The organism is Methylophaga thalassica MP (assembly GCF_000214595.1).
Classification (GTDB): Bacteria; Pseudomonadota; Gammaproteobacteria; order Nitrosococcales; family Methylophagaceae; genus Methylophaga; species Methylophaga thalassica.
In genome coordinates, this window is record NZ_AFIG01000001.1 from 1,831,921 (window position 1) to 1,846,861 (window position 14,941).

Annotated in this window: 13 protein-coding genes; 2 read left to right on the forward strand and 11 right to left on the reverse strand. The window is 41.0% G+C overall.

Annotated features, from left to right (window positions below):
• Window position 1: 1 nt before the first annotated feature.
• From MAMP_RS08595 to MAMP_RS08610, 4 genes are all read right to left on the reverse strand, one after another.
• Complete coding sequence (locus MAMP_RS08595) at window positions 2–754, reverse strand: hypothetical protein (RefSeq protein ID WP_007145630.1); 753 nt, start codon at window positions 752–754, stop codon at window positions 2–4.
• Complete coding sequence (locus MAMP_RS08600; RefSeq protein WP_040576252.1) at window positions 755–2,155, reverse strand: HlyD family type I secretion periplasmic adaptor subunit; 1,401 nt, start codon at window positions 2,153–2,155, stop codon at window positions 755–757. It abuts the gene before it with no gap.
• Entirely contained in the window at window positions 2,152–4,347 is a 2,196-nt protein-coding gene (locus MAMP_RS08605) for a type I secretion system permease/ATPase (RefSeq protein WP_007145632.1), read from the reverse strand. Before MAMP_RS08605 ends, MAMP_RS08600 begins: the two co-directional genes overlap by 4 nt.
• 283 nt (window positions 4,348–4,630) lie before the next feature.
• Complete coding sequence (locus tag MAMP_RS08610; RefSeq protein ID WP_007145633.1) at window positions 4,631–5,797, reverse strand: tyrosine-type recombinase/integrase; 1,167 nt, start codon at window positions 5,795–5,797, stop codon at window positions 4,631–4,633.
• A gap of 551 nt (window positions 5,798–6,348) precedes the next feature.
• On the opposite strand from MAMP_RS08610, the gene mepM reads away from it, so the two are divergent.
• Window positions 6,349–7,743: a murein DD-endopeptidase MepM gene (gene mepM / locus MAMP_RS08615; RefSeq protein ID WP_007145634.1), complete on the forward strand. Its 1,395-nt coding sequence runs from the start codon at window positions 6,349–6,351 to the stop codon at window positions 7,741–7,743.
• A gap of 5 nt (window positions 7,744–7,748) precedes the next feature.
• On the opposite strand, the gene MAMP_RS08620 is transcribed toward mepM, so the two are convergent.
• The 4 genes from MAMP_RS08620 to MAMP_RS08635 all read right to left on the reverse strand — a co-directional run bounded on the left by MAMP_RS08620 (window position 7,749) and on the right by MAMP_RS08635 (window position 10,398).
• Window positions 7,749–8,087 (reverse strand): thioredoxin family protein, encoded by a 339-nt coding sequence (locus MAMP_RS08620; RefSeq protein WP_007145635.1) that lies wholly within the window; start codon window positions 8,085–8,087, stop codon window positions 7,749–7,751.
• Window positions 8,088–8,349: 262 nt separating this feature from the next.
• Entirely contained in the window at window positions 8,350–8,904 is a 555-nt protein-coding gene (locus MAMP_RS08625; protein WP_007145636.1) for a GNAT family N-acetyltransferase, read from the reverse strand.
• A 179-nt stretch (window positions 8,905–9,083) separates the two neighbouring features.
• Entirely contained in the window at window positions 9,084–9,650 is a 567-nt protein-coding gene (locus MAMP_RS08630) for a hypothetical protein (protein WP_007145637.1), read from the reverse strand.
• Window positions 9,651–9,867: 217 nt separating this feature from the next.
• Entirely contained in the window at window positions 9,868–10,398 is a 531-nt protein-coding gene (locus tag MAMP_RS08635) for a hypothetical protein (RefSeq protein ID WP_007145638.1), read from the reverse strand.
• 239 nt (window positions 10,399–10,637) lie between these two features.
• Here MAMP_RS08635 and MAMP_RS08640 point away from each other — a divergent pair, with 239 nt between their 5' ends.
• The gene (locus MAMP_RS08640) at window positions 10,638–10,934 is read left to right on the forward strand and encodes a hypothetical protein (RefSeq protein ID WP_040576253.1); all 297 of its coding nucleotides are present in this window, start codon (window positions 10,638–10,640) and stop codon (window positions 10,932–10,934) included.
• Window positions 10,935–11,425: 491 nt separating this feature from the next.
• Here MAMP_RS08640 and MAMP_RS08650 read toward each other — a convergent pair whose 3' ends face one another.
• The 3 genes from MAMP_RS08650 to MAMP_RS08665 form a co-directional block, all read right to left on the reverse strand.
• Window positions 11,426–12,307 (reverse strand): hypothetical protein, encoded by an 882-nt coding sequence (locus MAMP_RS08650; RefSeq protein ID WP_007145640.1) that lies wholly within the window; start codon window positions 12,305–12,307, stop codon window positions 11,426–11,428.
• A gap of 358 nt (window positions 12,308–12,665) precedes the next feature.
• Window positions 12,666–13,625, reverse strand: coding sequence for an HPP family protein (locus MAMP_RS08660; RefSeq protein WP_007145641.1), 960 nt, complete (start codon window positions 13,623–13,625; stop codon window positions 12,666–12,668).
• A gap of 81 nt (window positions 13,626–13,706) precedes the next feature.
• On the reverse strand, window positions 13,707–14,891 hold the full coding sequence (locus tag MAMP_RS08665) for an NnrS family protein (RefSeq protein ID WP_007145642.1): 1,185 nt from the start codon (window positions 14,889–14,891) through the stop codon (window positions 13,707–13,709).
• Window positions 14,892–14,941: the final 50 nt, after the last annotated feature.

Genomic DNA, 14,941 nt, shown 5'->3' on the forward strand with positions numbered 1-14,941 from the left:
ACTAATTTCCTTGTCTATTTGATGTATCAAAAGCTGAAATAAGACGAACGATTTTCTTCTCTATGACTTTCCATTTTGAGAGATTTTTCTTTGAAAACGTGTACCTAACTAAAATATGTGATGAGTAGAATAAAATAGTCTGACATGATGGATAGAGCACAGATGCATCTGGATCACATCGCACCCAATAAAAGTGTTCTTCATCTTTTCCTCGATATATTTCATAATCTTTATGCAAGTCGTATGGCTTGTTAATTTCACTGTCTTTCACTAATCTTGCATCAGATATAAACTGGCGTATCAACCCATTTTTAAGCTCTACTTCTTTAATAACATTCCCATTGTAAATAACACTATCAGTGTAGAATTGTTTCATCGTCATATTTACAGGCGGATTCAGCTTTGGGAGGCCCTTTGCACGGACTTGAAAGCTAATCATGTCATTTGAACCAGGCATAAAAGCCTTTTTATTGTCTTTACTATAACCTTCCATATTGGGTAAAACTGTATGTAGGTTTACACCTGTGCGTATCCCCCCACCCCAATCCGTTTTTGACCAAATATAGTTTTTAGGTATTACAAAGTGTTTGTCAGCAATATATAGGTCTACCTCACTTATATCTGAGGATGCGCCCACGCCAGTATCAAGAAATTTATTAGTTTGTTGCTTTAAAATTAGTCCAAATATGACAAGTAGTATGAAAAAAAATAGTAAGAAAACTATTGCTTTACGCCATTGATGGTTATTTGTCATTCATCTCTCCCTCAAACTCTCATTCCCATGTCTCAACAATGGCGCCAAGAAAAACTCAATAATCCGCCGTGTCCCCGTTTTGACTTCAGCTGTCACCGCCATACCAGGCATTAACCTGACTTCTTTGTTATCTACCCATATCGTGTTTTTTTTCATCAAAAGATGCATGCCATAAATCAAGCCACGTTGCTCATCAACCGTGGCATCATCTGAAACAGTGGTGACTTCACCATCAATCACGCCATATTTGGTAAAGGGAAAGGTGTGGATTTTAAGTTCTGCTGGCATACCCTCATGAACAAAGCCAATATCTTTGTTTTCAAGAAAGACCTCCACTTCCAGCTGTTCTTCACTTGGTACGATTAACATGAGTTGCTGTGCTTCAGTGACAACATCACCCACAGTATTAATCGCTAGCTCTTGAACCTGGCCTGCAACGGGAGCATAGAGTATTTGTTTATTATTTAAATCAGTGGCTTTAGTCAGCTCTTCATCCAACGAAGCAATTTGCCTCTGCACTTCCGCCATGTCTTGTAGTGTTTGCGAGGTGGTTTGCGCCGTGAGCGTTTGTAATTGGTGTTTCACTTCCGACTCAGCTTCTTTGAGTTGATTAAGTCGCTGTCTTTCTGCAGCCAAATCTTGTCTTTGTTCGATACGTTGCTGTTCAAGCTCTAAATATTCGGTCTCAGATACATAGTTTTTCTCATGTAGTTTTTGTAATTTTTGAGCTCGCTTTTTAATAATCGGTAGGGTTTGCTCAAGCTTTTTAATGATTTCTTGACTTGCTGCTTGCTCATAACGCGTTTTTCTTAAAGTGTTATTCAGGCTACTTCGCTGACTCTCATATTCTTGCCATTGTTGAATGAGAAGCTGTTGATAGAGAACTTGATCGGTTTCATTTGTGCCTGCTGGTAAGACCAAAGTAGATTGTTCGACAGGGCTTTGTGGTGGCAGACTTAAGCGTTTTAGTAACGCTTGCTTTAGTGCTAACTGCATGGCAGCACTATGCCGTTCATACGTCAGTCTCTTTTTATCAGCACCGGTCAGCGTGCTATCGAGTTCAATCAGAGCCTGGCCTTTTTCGACATGCTCACCTTCATGAATCAGAATTTTTTTCACCACTGATTTTTCTAGTGGTTGAATCTGTTTCACTCGATTGCTGGGGATAATTTTGCCTTCGGCGCTCGCCACAATGTTAATTTCCCCCACACACGCCCAGATAATGGCAATCACTAAAAGCACAATAAGACTTCTGGCTAACCATTTCGCGATAGGGTGAGGCGGTGCTTCCTGAATTTCTAATGCCGCGGGTAGAAACGCCGCGAGTTCTCGAGTCTTATTGGAGTCGCCCATCGCATGGCGGTTTTGCCAGGCATCTGTCAAAACACTGAGCCACCTCATGAGGCAAAGCCTTCTGCTTTTGTCGTTTTTTGAGAAGTAACCGGGTGTAAGTTAGGAGTATGACTCTGATAGCTATGCAATTTTGCATAATAACCATTTTGAGCAATCAGGGCATCATGATTCCCTTGTTCAACGATACGGCCTTTATCCATCACAATAATGCGATGACATTGCCTCACGGTCGTTAATCTATGAGCAATAATAAAAACGGTACGTCCTTGGCAAATTTTTGCCATGTTATCTTGTACTAATCGTTCAGATTCATAATCTAAGGCGCTGGTGGCTTCATCAAAGATAAGTATTCTTGGGTTATTGATTAAGGCTCTGGCAATGGCCAGCCGTTGACGCTGACCACCAGATAGATTGCTGCCTTGTTCACCGACTAAGTTGTCATAGCCTTCTGGTAAATCAACGATAAACTCATGTGCTCCAGCCATTTTTGCCGCTTGGATAACCCGTTCCATGGGAATGGACGGGTCACTTAAGGCAATATTTTCACGAATGGTTCGGTTAAATAGAAAGTTTTCCTGAAGCACAACGCCAATTTGTTTGCGTAGCCAAACGGTATCAACCACGGACAAATCCACACCATCTATCAATACCCTGCCACCTTCTGGGATATATAGGCGCTGCACCAGTTTGGTAATCGTGCTCTTACCACTGCCGCTTCGACCCACGATACCAATCACTTCGCCAGGTTTCACCTGTAAGCTAATATCATCCAAAATGGTAGGCCCATCATTACAGTAACGAAAACGAACATGCTCTATTGTGACTGCACCTTGCAGAGTAGGAAGACGTGAACGATTGGGGTTAAAGCCTGGCTCTCTTGGCGTGTTAAGAATATCGCCCAACCGTTTAATTGAAATACCGGCTTGTTGGAAGTCTTGCCAAAGTTGCACCAGCTTTAATATCGGGCCACTGACGCGTCCAGCCAACATATTAAAGGCAATTAACTGCCCCACCGTTAATTTATTGTCCATAACGAGATGGGCGCCCACCCAGATAATACCTAGGGTCATCAACTTATTAATAAGACCCGCTACCTGATTCGCGACGTTATTAAGGTTCTGACTTTTAAAAGAGGAATGCACATAACTTGAAAGGTGATCTTCTAGTTTACGCCGCATTTGTGGCTCAACAGCCATAGACTTTACAGTCCCAATCCCAGTGATGGACTCGGTTAGAAAAGCAGTATTGGCTGCGCCATGTTTAAATTTTTCATCCAGCCTTTTACGTAAAATTGGCGTAATAAAGATTGAAAGAATGACATAACAAGGAATGGTGGCCAGCACTATCCATGTGAGCGTTGGGCTGTAGTACCACATTACAGCGAGAAAAACGAAAACAAAAAACAAATCGATAAGTAAGGTTAGAGCTGTCCCCGTAATAAAATTACGAATCGTATCGAGCTCCCTGACCCGAGCCACATTTTGCCCTACCTGCCGAGACTCAAAATAGGCTAAAGGCAGTGACATCAAATGATGAAATAGTCGTGAGCCGAGCTCGACATCCACTCGGTTAGTGGTATGACTGAAAATATAATTACGAATACCGCCCAATAGTGACTCAAACACTACAACGACAAAGAAACCTACGGCTAGGACATCTAAGGTTGTAAAGCCACGATGGACCAAGACTTTATCCATCACAACTTGGAAAAATAAGGGGGTTACTAAGGCAAAGAGTTGTAAAAAGAAGGAGGCTATAATGACTTCGGAGAAAAGTTTTCGGTATTTAACCAGAGAAGGAATGAACCAGGAGATATCAAAGGCTTGTTGAAGACTATCACCCAAGCCTTGTCGTCGGGTGAGGGCTATCACTTCCCCAGACCATAAGACCTCAAGTTCAAATCGCGTTAACGTCTTAGGCGCCTTATCACGTAAATCCTGAATAAGCACACCTGACGTGGATACATTATCGTCTTGTTGGCTTTTTTCTGAGACCTTGGCGAGAATGAAATAACTGCCATCTTTTGCTTTTGCAATAGCCGGTAATAAGCCGTTATTGAGCTCAGAAAAAGACAGTGAAAGTTTTTTAGCTTTTAACGTTAGTGCTTTAGCTGCTTGGAGTATTTGGGTATCAGTAAAGTGCTCTCCAGGCTGTCCATACTCATGTGAAAGCTGCTCAGACTCAGCAGGAAGCTGGTGAAAGCGGGCGAGGGCCACTAATGTGTTGAGTCCAGTATCCATACTGAATAATTCCCTATTTCATTCTTAACTCAACTTAACATTACGAGATAAAAATAAACAACACTCCTAAATCCTTTTTTTATGAATCTGTGATTGATTACACATTATGAATTTAATGCAAAACTTCAACTCAAGAAAATAGTTTTTGTCAAAAGAGTAATTACAAAACTTTAGCCAACAATCTAGAGAAAGGCAAAATGATTACAAGGTTGGACATTATTCCCAGGCACTATAAATAGATATAGGTACCTAATAACATCAGATGAATTATCGCTATTTGACTTTATCCTGCATCTTTAGCAAGTGTCTTTATTAATTCTGCAACCTGATTAAATGCCTTTCTCAACGTATCTTGCTCAGTGATGATATATCCACCCGTTACATCACTATCTGTCACATGGTCTAACATTCTTTTTATCATTGTCGTGGGCAAACCGCACGCTTCAGCTAGAGTTGCAAATGTTCTTCGGCAATCATGGCTACTAAACGTAAGATTAATCTTTTGACTAATTGCATCTATATGCTTTTTTGGTGTCCACATAGTCTTGCTTTCATCAAACCTACTAGGAAAAACAAAATCACCCTCACCCGTATCTTTGTAAAGCTTTTTTAAAGCAGGAAGGAGAGGTTCTGGTATGGGTAACATGACATCAGTATTATTTTTAGTATTAAAAACAGCCGCTTTTTCTCTAAAGTTGACCTTATCCCATCTCAAATTTAGGGCACTTGAACTCCTGACGCCCATGTACAAGAGCATCAAAAAATATGTTTTTGCTGATTGTGAGTTTAATTCATGAACGGCTCCCAACCATTCACCTAACTTAGTACTTGGTATAACCCGTTTTGAACGTTTATTTTTATGCCAAAGTCGAGCGTTTTTTAATACTTTTGTAGGAGACTCCTGGATCAATTCCAAAGCAACAGCATGCAGCATCAATAAACGAAACACTCGCATAGTGGCATTTGCAGTTGTTTCACCGATCATGCTTAGCTCTTTGAATTTTTTTTGAACATCATGTGTGGTTATCTCGACAACAGGCTTTTGCAACCAGTCAGAAAGATATTTATGTATTTTGTACTGATAGTCTTCTATTGTTTTAGGCTTTAGTGAGCGATTATCTAAATAAAGCGTCAGCAACTCATCTAAGGTTGTTTTTCTCGCTCGCATTTTTCTCTTATTAGATATGGGATCTTCGTTTCGAGCCAGCTCAAGCAAAATACGTTGAGCTTCGATGCGGGCATCTTTAACATTCCAATCTGAAAACTTCCCTATTGTTATATTCCGTAACTTGCCATTAGCTCTTTTCCTGACCATAAAAGAACGATTACCAGTATGACTGATACGAAAGATAAGTTTAGATTGCTCGCTATCAACGTAATCGACCCTACCTAAATCAGGGGGTGGAATATTTTTTAGACGGGCCTGTGTAAATGTAATTTTATTTGTCATGCTAATCCTCAGTGTAACTCCAGTGTAACTTCTTGTCGTGATTTACAAGTATTTAAGGTGATTTAAAATGAATAACCTTTAACAACATTTTTCCATAAACCACTGTCAATGTTAATATTTTGAGAATTTTTAAAAAGTTACCCATGTGGGGTTATATAACTGTTAATCATTGGGTCGCTGGTTCGAGTCCAGCTCGGGGAGCCAAAGAATATTGAAAGCCTCAAAGAGCAATCTTTGAGGCTTTTTTATTTCTGCATCGTAAATATTCCATTTCTCAAATAGCTCACTATCTCTCTATCTGATCATTCTTATAACACGCAATAAATCTATTGCAGTCACGACTCATACGAACCATTAGTTCAAACCCTATTTTTTTCAAATCCTCGAGAACAAAACAAATAAACAATGGTCTGTCTATTCATCTCTTTTACACGAGTAGTTAGTTCTAAAAACTTCAACTAACACAAATACTTATTGATATGATATATCATATTTAATAAATTCATTATATGATATATTCCCAGCTATTTTTTTGATCATGAATATTCGTTATGAAGCAAATCCCACCTAGTCCATATGCTAAGCCTGTAACCCTTGTCGGACTCATCATCTTATTGATTGCTCTTCTTAACTATTTCTTTAGTGATAAGCCAGGTGACAATGCTGGAGTAACAGAAATAACATCAGATAACAGTAAGCCTGCTGAAATAGCTGCAAGTGATAGTACGACGATTCATACAGATAATAATCACATCACTGATGAGAACTCACAGCCAGTTTCTGCTGAGCCTGTAGAGCCTCAACCTCAGGATATACGCTATACGGTAAAAGACGGTGATAGTCTTGAAACGATATTCAATCAGTTAAACATTCCTATCAATACGCTCTACAACATACTCGAAGCCGATGAAGCGTATCTCGATGCAGATGTCTTACATCCTGACCAGCAACTTATCTTTACTTTAGATAAAGAACAGAACCTCACCGAGTTAGCCCTGGTAGTTGATCCCAAAAAGACGGTCATTTATCAAAGAAGTGATGACAACAACTTCATTCACGATGAGAAATTAACACCCACATCATGGCAAACAGAAGTGTTAAAAGGCACGATTGAAGGCAGTTTTTATCTTTCTGCTGTCGATGCTGGCCTCACTGATAAAACCATCATGACAGTGAGAAAATTACTGCAAAGCAAAATTAATTTCCGCCGAGATCTGCGTGCAGGTGATGAATTCCAGGTGGTGATGGAACGAGAAACCATCGATGACACGCCTATTGGCAATAACACCGTTGTTGCTATCCGTTTTAATGGTAAGAAAGTTGACCTAAGTGCTTATCTGCACACCGATGGCATTTACTACGATAAAAATGGTGAGAACCTCACCCCGGCACTGCTTCGCTATCCAACAGAAAAACGGTTCAGAATCAGTTCCTCCTTTAATCCTCGCCGCTTAAACCCTGTGACAAAAAGAATCTCCCCTCATAACGGTGTTGATTTCGCCACCCCTGTTGGCACTAAGGTGATCTCAACGGGTGATGGTGTCGTATTGCGTGTTGCAACACATCGCTATGCAGGAAAATATGTGGTGATTAAAGAGTTTGGCGCCTTTTCGACGAGATACCTACACCTAAGCAAAATTCTTGTTCGCAAAGGCCAAAAAGTATCGCGTGGTCAAGTCATTGCATTGTCAGGTAACACCGGCAGAAGTACTGGCCCACATTTACATTATGAACTGCACATCAATGACAAACCCGTTAACCCCATCACCGCCAAAATACCGATGCTGAAATCCATACCCAAAACGGAAATGGCGGTTTATCAGAAACATATCAAAAATCTTGATGATTTGATGTCAGGTGAAGCGATTGTTACTGCAGGTGGAATTGATTGGCTGAATGAGTGGTTGATGCGAGACAAACAAGCAGAAAAAACATCTACCATGTAACAGCATCAGCGGAGTTTTGACATTAAGTCACGAACCTCGTCAGCACGTAATGGCCGCACCAAGCGGCCTACTTCCTGTCCATCATGCAGTAGTATCAACGTCGGCCAGAGCTTGACTTTAAACCCACGCCCCAGTCGTTTGCCCTTTCCATCATAGATTTTGATATGGCTCAGATCGGCATGCTCATTGACGACTTCGTTTATTGCCGCACTTGCTGCCTGACAATGCCCACACCAGGGCGCACCAAACTCAAGCAAAATGTCACCCGATAACTCACCAACTTGTTCCAAGGTGAGTGTTTCTTCTGAGTAATCAAAGTTAGAAGCTATACCATTGGTTTTCATACAATTAATTCCCTACCCTGATTTACAATCAACCTCTAATGAAGAGCTAATAACGTAATGGTTAAAAGAGCAAAGCATATGCTAACTTAAGCTTTAAATATAGAAATCAAGCTAAACGATAATGAGCCAACGAATTGCTTTTCCGTATTTACCGATAGGCACGGCGTTAGGTTCGCACGGCTTGGCAAATAAGGGCGAGAGGCTCAATTAAGTCTGGTTGAAAACGTTGTTTGGCACATAGCTTTTTCCTAGTCTTTCAAAATCAAGTATTTTCTGCCTCCATAACCTTCATAAACCTGAACATCTCATCTTCCTCCCCTCCTTGATGAACCTGATCTCCTCGCTGATTAGGATCGGGATGGAACTTGTTGTAAAACTCAACAATCTTGAAGCCACATCTATTAACGTAAAAGTGAATGTTACGTTTCTCAAAATACGGAGTAACGGTTTCCCAGGTTTTGGTGCTTGGGTATTCTCTTTCGATCGCTTTCCAGGCTTGGAGCCCTAGCCCCCGACTCTGCCAATCGGTCGAGATGAAGAAAAACGACAACGAGTTTCGATTGCTTGTTTCGTCGATTACCACAACCGCGCCTCCAACACGCTGATCATTGACCATTATCCAGTAGGTGACAGCTCCCTCACCCTTAACAGAACGCTCAATGTCTTCATCAGAAGGAATTGGCTCCTCAAGCGGGTGACCTAAGTCCGCTTCCGCCGCAACCCAAAAAGAGCTTTGAAGAGCAACTTTGAACTCGCTGAAGGAGTTGGCGTTAGCCTTTTGGAGTTTGACTATTCCAAAATCCTCATACTCACTCATCGACTTAACTTCCAACAAGTTTCATTAGACCTAAATTTCAACTAAGTTTCACCTTTCTATCAGGAATCATGAGAGAACTATCAAATTTCCAGGAATTATGCATCATAAAAAGCTCTGTCAGATTGCTACTCAACACTGCTTTTATCATTATTATCACGTGGGTGAAGCTCTGACTCTATCTACTTCGCGACTTCTTGTTTGTCTTTACGTTTTACCATCTGCCTTGTATTAATATCTTTTGGATAAACGCAAGTGCCCGTATTGTGCTTCAGCACAAATGCTCGTTTCGCCCCAACAGGGTGTTTACTCGGTGCATGAATCACTGCCGCACTCAACTCCAGGCATTCAACGTCTTCCAGTGAAGCGTTTAAACCTATTTCATTTTGAGTCTTTTCAATAATATCTCGAAACGTACCTAAAATCAGATAACCGCCATTCAGCAATGGCCCTTGACGTAAGGTTTGCTGAACGTCCTGCTCGGTCACGTTTATGCGTTCAAATTCCGTCACAGCAAGCTTATGCTCCTCCCCGGACGTCATTTTTATCACCGCTTGTACGCAAACTACATGAACAGGTCGCTCCCCCATATTCACTAATAAACATAAAGCATCAGGGTTTTCATTTTGAGCATGGTGAAAAATAAGATATGGCCGATTATTACGGCGATATTGACTAAGAATTAACTGTAAATAGACAAGCCAAATAATGGCCATAACAGCAGAGCTGATGGGGCCAATATACTCCATAGATTCTCCTCCTCCGTGGGAAATTGGTGTTTAGAGGAGTACAGACTGAGAGCTCAGTGATGAGTTTCATTTAGTAAATTGATGAGGTGTATGCGTTGATAACTAATAGGAAAAAATTAAGTTTGCTGACCCCTTGATTTAGAGCATCCCTAAGCAACCTGTTAACCCAAGGAGACAATCAAGTTTACTGTTTCTGTTTATTTGGAGAACACTTAAGCTATTGAGCATTAAGAACCGTCATTCTTTCTATAAAGGGATATTTTTTCATTAGATCTGGATACAGATTTTCCAGCTCTTTTTTTATATTTGCCGTATCGTTCGTAACCCAAAATTTACCTGCAGCACTAAAGGCACCTAGTTCAAGCTCTGAATTAAGATCACCAATGTATAAAATAGTACCCGGTTCAACCTTAAAGCCATATGTCCGGTCGAAATCGAGCCGTCTGTTTCCAAAACCAAGATGCGACCATCTATAGTTTCCAACCGGTAGTATGATGACTTTTAAATCATTTGACCTAGTCATTACAAACTTACCACTATTTACATTTAAATCAGCCTTGCCAAAAATAAATTCAAGATTGGCTAAAAGTGGATTGTCGTAACCTTTCCAGTTTGATCGTAGCTTAGTAACAACTATCCCCTCTCCCTCCGACAATGATTGACCAGTTGAGATATTCTTAGGCGCAGAAACACAACTACTTAGCCCTACGCTTAGAGCAATCGCTAATAGAAACTTTTTGATATTCATTTTATGAACTTCATCCTTGCCAATTAATGACTATTAGTCAAAACAGAAAACAGTACCTAATAAATGATAAATCAAGTTTGCTGACCCCTTGATTCTCTCTTGATTTCTATAACGCCTCAAACAGGGGTGCTCGTTAGCACGTCCCGTCCGTAGCCCCTTGCTGCTTTGATTTATTATGTGTGACACCCTTTACAGTGCCATAGACTGACAAAGTTACGATACAAGACAATGTAACGAGCATGGGACGTACACCTATTGTTGATGACACAATGAAATCTAAAAATATCGTAAATGGAATCAAAGCAAATGATACTGGGAACCACCAGCGTCCCCAAAAGCCGGATGCCCATGTAACAACTAGAACGGAAAAAACAGCAGATACTGATGCCAACAGCGGGATTTCTAAACTTACTGCTTCCGCGTCGGATAAACCTATAACTATAAATAGAAGGCTAAAAAAATACACCACTACAAAAGGCGCAGCGATAAATATCAATTTTAGAAACCTACTCATGCTCTATGCCTATGACACATAACGCCTTGCTATGGGGCAACCGAAATGCAGTGTAGATTGTCCCGCGGAGGCTGCGCTTTTTTGCGGCCGGAGTGAACTTGAACAGCTTTTTATGTGATTGCACTTTTTATAACCGCATAAATATTGTTGTGACTAACCCACATCATTGAGGGTATGACGAAAAAAAATAATGTGAAGCAACCAATGCTAAGAGACCATACATAATCATTTTTTACCCATTTAAATAGCTCTGCATTGGAATAAAACAATAGCAAAAAATAAATGGCACAAAGGAAAATGAATATGATCCCGAAGAGCCACCATGGCAACGGGTTAATGACCATTGCTACAAATGGTGCCAACAACAACCAAGCCATGACAATGACTAAGTTCTGAAAAGACACTTTAAGAATAGATGTCAAAGCTTTCATGATTATTTACACATAACGCCCGCATTTGCGGCTGGTTTGGAGCGCAGCGGAAAACCAGTCCGACAACATGCGCTTGTTAAAGCTATTTTTTGATGCCTTCATACATGTTACCTATAACTTCAAATTTACTTGAGTCATACTCTCTATTTATGGGGAGCGTTTCCAAACCCTCTAGCCAAGGCCATAATGGGTTTGTTTTATTCTCTTCGGCGTGTGAGTCATGAAAGAAGGTAATTAGCTCAACTGGTGATCTGCATACGCTGAAGATACTTGGTTTAAAATAGACCTTATAGAACTCCGTGTGAGAAATACTCTTTTGGTGAATAATCTCGTTTCTATACGATTCTAAATTTAGGAAATTCCCCCACCACTTTTGAGAGTCAATTTTGTTTGTGTTATAGATTCCTGTAAGGATTGACTTCACTTTGGTTCTAAGTGGCAACCAGCGCTCAATCGCTTTTTTGTCATAGATTTCAGATATACCTTTACTATTTTTTTCAGCGGTGTATTCGTAGTTATCAGGGATGCTCAAATTCACGAATGCTTCTAATGCGGTATAACCGAACACAATCGATGTTTGGATGCTTTCAAGGAAATCGCAAACCAAAGAAGATGCATTGTCCATCATCTCCTTTCGATCCCCAGTCATTTTCGCCAAGTCGAGTTCTATTTCTTTATTAGAAAAATACTTCGAGTGTATTTTCTTCGCTTCTTGTAGTGACTTATCACTCACAGAAAGGAGCAGAGCTATGTTGTTTGGTACAAAGTAAGTGATATTGCTCTTTTTGTTCAGGGATACCTTATCAATATCCTGAATGAGCATACTGCCTTTTAGTGCATCGCCTTCATATGATTGGTGGCAAACAGGTTTCATCAATCGGTTATCAACGAGACGATATCTATCAGGTGTGGTGCCTACCACTAACCCTTGCTTTCCATCAGTCACTTTTTTCTTCTTTGACATGGCACACTCTAAGAGGCTTTAACAGTGTCTTTTATGAAGCCTGTGGCTTCATAATTCCGACTTAATATTTTCAAGCATTTGATTGTTAATAAAAATGTGATTAATTTTTTTGAAAAACAGAGCCAAAAAGTTGAAATGGGCTGGGAAAATAGAGCCATATTTTGATTCTCTTGGAAATGAATATTTCTCTGAGAAAAAGCGATATTCATATTGAACGCTCCATATTCTATGTCCCTTTAAATCCTTTACAAACTGATGTTTAAATCGCAATGCAATCTATTGATATTAGGTCAATATTTCATAGTTTTAATTGTTGAGCAACATTCAGAAGGATCGAGCGATAAATATGTGATGTTCGCTAGCTCAATCTCAACCAGCGGCCATTTTGTTCGTAGACTTCAAATTTGGCCCATTGACGGAAGGCTTCGCGTTCTAGCATTCCAGTGTTGTATAGGTCATTACCGGCTACGTTTTTGTAGATAACCACATCATTTTTACTGCCTTCTTTGCCTTCATCTATCACGCGGCGAACAGCCCATGTGTGACCAATTTTGCCATTGCTGTAGAACTTGCCTGTGCTGATTTTTTCTGGATGCTCGATATGCAGTAAGGCATTTTGTTTGGCTTTTTCGAGGAGTTCACTTAAGCCTTCTTCGGTTAAATCCACAAAGGAATCCATCTCGCGAATAGCGGCATTAAAGTCTTCGGTAGTCAGAGCAACGTCTTCCGATGGTAAATTTACATGAGTAGCTTCTTTAGTCTGCCTGGATAAATGGACTGGGTAGCGTCGCCAGTGAAATAAGGCATTAAAGATAATCGCCACCATGAGGATAGCGATGACATTCACCAACACAGGGAAGAGCAAATAGCTGTAGCCCAGTTGTGTAATACCAGCCCCGCCCATAACAGCATTTAAAGCAGTGGCACCACCTGGTGGATGTATGCAACGGGTGTAATACATCAGCCCCACCGCCAAACCCACGGCAATAGCGGCTGCGAGTGGCGTGGCACCAAGAAGATATTGGCAGGTCACACCCACGGCGGCAGAGATTAGATGACCTGCAATCACTTGCCATGGTTGTGATAAGGCACCATGAGGGACAGCAAACACCAATACGGCAGTGGCACCAAAAGAGGCAATAATCAATAACTCTGAACCCGCACTGATTGCAATATGCTGTGACAGCCATTTTGTCATCAGAATGGTCACTAGAATACCGACCATCGCCCCGAATGCTGAGATCACTTTTTCACTATGGCTGGTTCTGTTTTTCTCAATCCCCAGCCATAGCATAAGTCGTTTTAAAGCATGCTTCATAAATTAAAATCACGGGATACAAAATAGGCATAAATTATACCTATTTAAATCATCCTCATATAGCAACAGGTTTTATCGAGCTCACCCCTTTCTCTCGGCGAATAAAATGGGCGTGTATTGATACAGAAAAATACTGTATGCCAACACCCATAGCAGAATACTGAGCCATAGACTCAATAAACTGGCTGAAAAGATGGTAAACATCAGTGTTCTCACTAAGCCGGCTATCAACACGCAGATGAAAGCGATTTTAATCTTTGAAGACGCGATAATGGGTCTGCCAGTATGACCGAGTGAGACTCGTGACATCATGCTTAAAATAAGTCCGCCCATGCCGCCGACCGTTAACGTATGTAGGGCATCATTCATGCTGATATCACCACCTGCATAATGATAGGCCAGCAGACTAAACCCAAGAGGAATACACCAGTAACTCAAGTGTAATGACCATAATAACGGGTGAGATAAGGTAGTAAAAAACCGCCAGCAAGCACACCTTATTGCAGTGAGACATGCTGATATCACTAGCATTACGGCCAGAACACCAGCCGGTATCCACGTTTGTAATTGCAGGAAAAACACCGCCACAATTAACCAGACAGAAAACAGCGCTGTCCTGTCCAGCCATATCCAACGAGGTCTGGCTGGAATCTGCGTGGTGTTAGCCGTAAACATCGGAATAATACGGCCACCAATGACTGCCATCATCAGCGTAATCAGAAATACGGCTGAATAAAGACTGTTGCTTGCCGTTTCAAACTGCTGCAACTGATTGGATAGATGGAAATTAATATTAGTAAAAATCAGTAGCAGCAACACTAGGACTGCAAAGTAATTACGCGTTTGTTTCTTTTGATAAATCAATTTGGCTAAGAAAATAGCTGCATAAATAAAAAAACTGCTATCCAGCAATAGCACTAACCAGGATGGCAAGCTAACTGCTGGCCACATCGCAATACGGCCTACAAGCCAACAACCGACTAATAAAGCACATTGCTTACCATAAATGGAGCGTAAACCTGTCCAGGTTTGGACGGCCGTTAATAAAAAGCCAACCAACACCGCACCGACAAAACCAAACATCATTTCATGACCATGCCAGAGTGTGGCCGGCAATGCATTACTCGGATTTACCCAACCATTCCATACACCTCCCCAATAAAGCAGAGCGATGATGCCAAACAGACTAGCCAATAAAAATAAAGGCCTGAAAGCGAGATCGAACACAGGCTGTGAAAAAAACGCACGGCAGGATTTTATAGGCATAAACAGATACCAAAAGATAAAACAGCGAGCCCTTTCGGGCTCAGCTGTTG

What these genes read in the sequence shown, in the direction of transcription:
- MAMP_RS08640 (WP_040576253.1), top strand. Translation starts at nt 10,638, where the DNA reads ATGGGACGTACACCTATTGTTGATGACACAATGAAATCTAAAAATATC.
- MAMP_RS08630 (WP_007145637.1), bottom strand. Translation starts at nt 9,650, where the DNA reads ATGGAGTATATTGGCCCCATCAGCTCTGCTGTTATGGCCATTATTTGG.
- MAMP_RS08620 (WP_007145635.1), bottom strand. Translation starts at nt 8,087, where the DNA reads ATGAAAACCAATGGTATAGCTTCTAACTTTGATTACTCAGAAGAAACA.
- MAMP_RS08665 (WP_007145642.1), bottom strand. Translation starts at nt 14,891, where the DNA reads ATGCCTATAAAATCCTGCCGTGCGTTTTTTTCACAGCCTGTGTTCGAT.
- MAMP_RS08635 (WP_007145638.1), bottom strand. Translation starts at nt 10,398, where the DNA reads ATGAATATCAAAAAGTTTCTATTAGCGATTGCTCTAAGCGTAGGGCTA.
- MAMP_RS08660 (WP_007145641.1), bottom strand. Translation starts at nt 13,625, where the DNA reads ATGAAGCATGCTTTAAAACGACTTATGCTATGGCTGGGGATTGAGAAA.
- MAMP_RS08650 (WP_007145640.1), bottom strand. Translation starts at nt 12,307, where the DNA reads ATGTCAAAGAAGAAAAAAGTGACTGATGGAAAGCAAGGGTTAGTGGTA.
- MAMP_RS08595 (WP_007145630.1), bottom strand. Translation starts at nt 754, where the DNA reads ATGACAAATAACCATCAATGGCGTAAAGCAATAGTTTTCTTACTATTT.
- MAMP_RS08600 (WP_040576252.1), bottom strand. Translation starts at nt 2,155, where the DNA reads ATGAGGTGGCTCAGTGTTTTGACAGATGCCTGGCAAAACCGCCATGCG.
- mepM (WP_007145634.1), top strand. Translation starts at nt 6,349, where the DNA reads ATGAAGCAAATCCCACCTAGTCCATATGCTAAGCCTGTAACCCTTGTC.
- MAMP_RS08610 (WP_007145633.1), bottom strand. Translation starts at nt 5,797, where the DNA reads ATGACAAATAAAATTACATTTACACAGGCCCGTCTAAAAAATATTCCA.
- MAMP_RS08625 (WP_007145636.1), bottom strand. Translation starts at nt 8,904, where the DNA reads ATGAGTGAGTATGAGGATTTTGGAATAGTCAAACTCCAAAAGGCTAAC.
- MAMP_RS08605 (WP_007145632.1), bottom strand. Translation starts at nt 4,347, where the DNA reads ATGGATACTGGACTCAACACATTAGTGGCCCTCGCCCGCTTTCACCAG.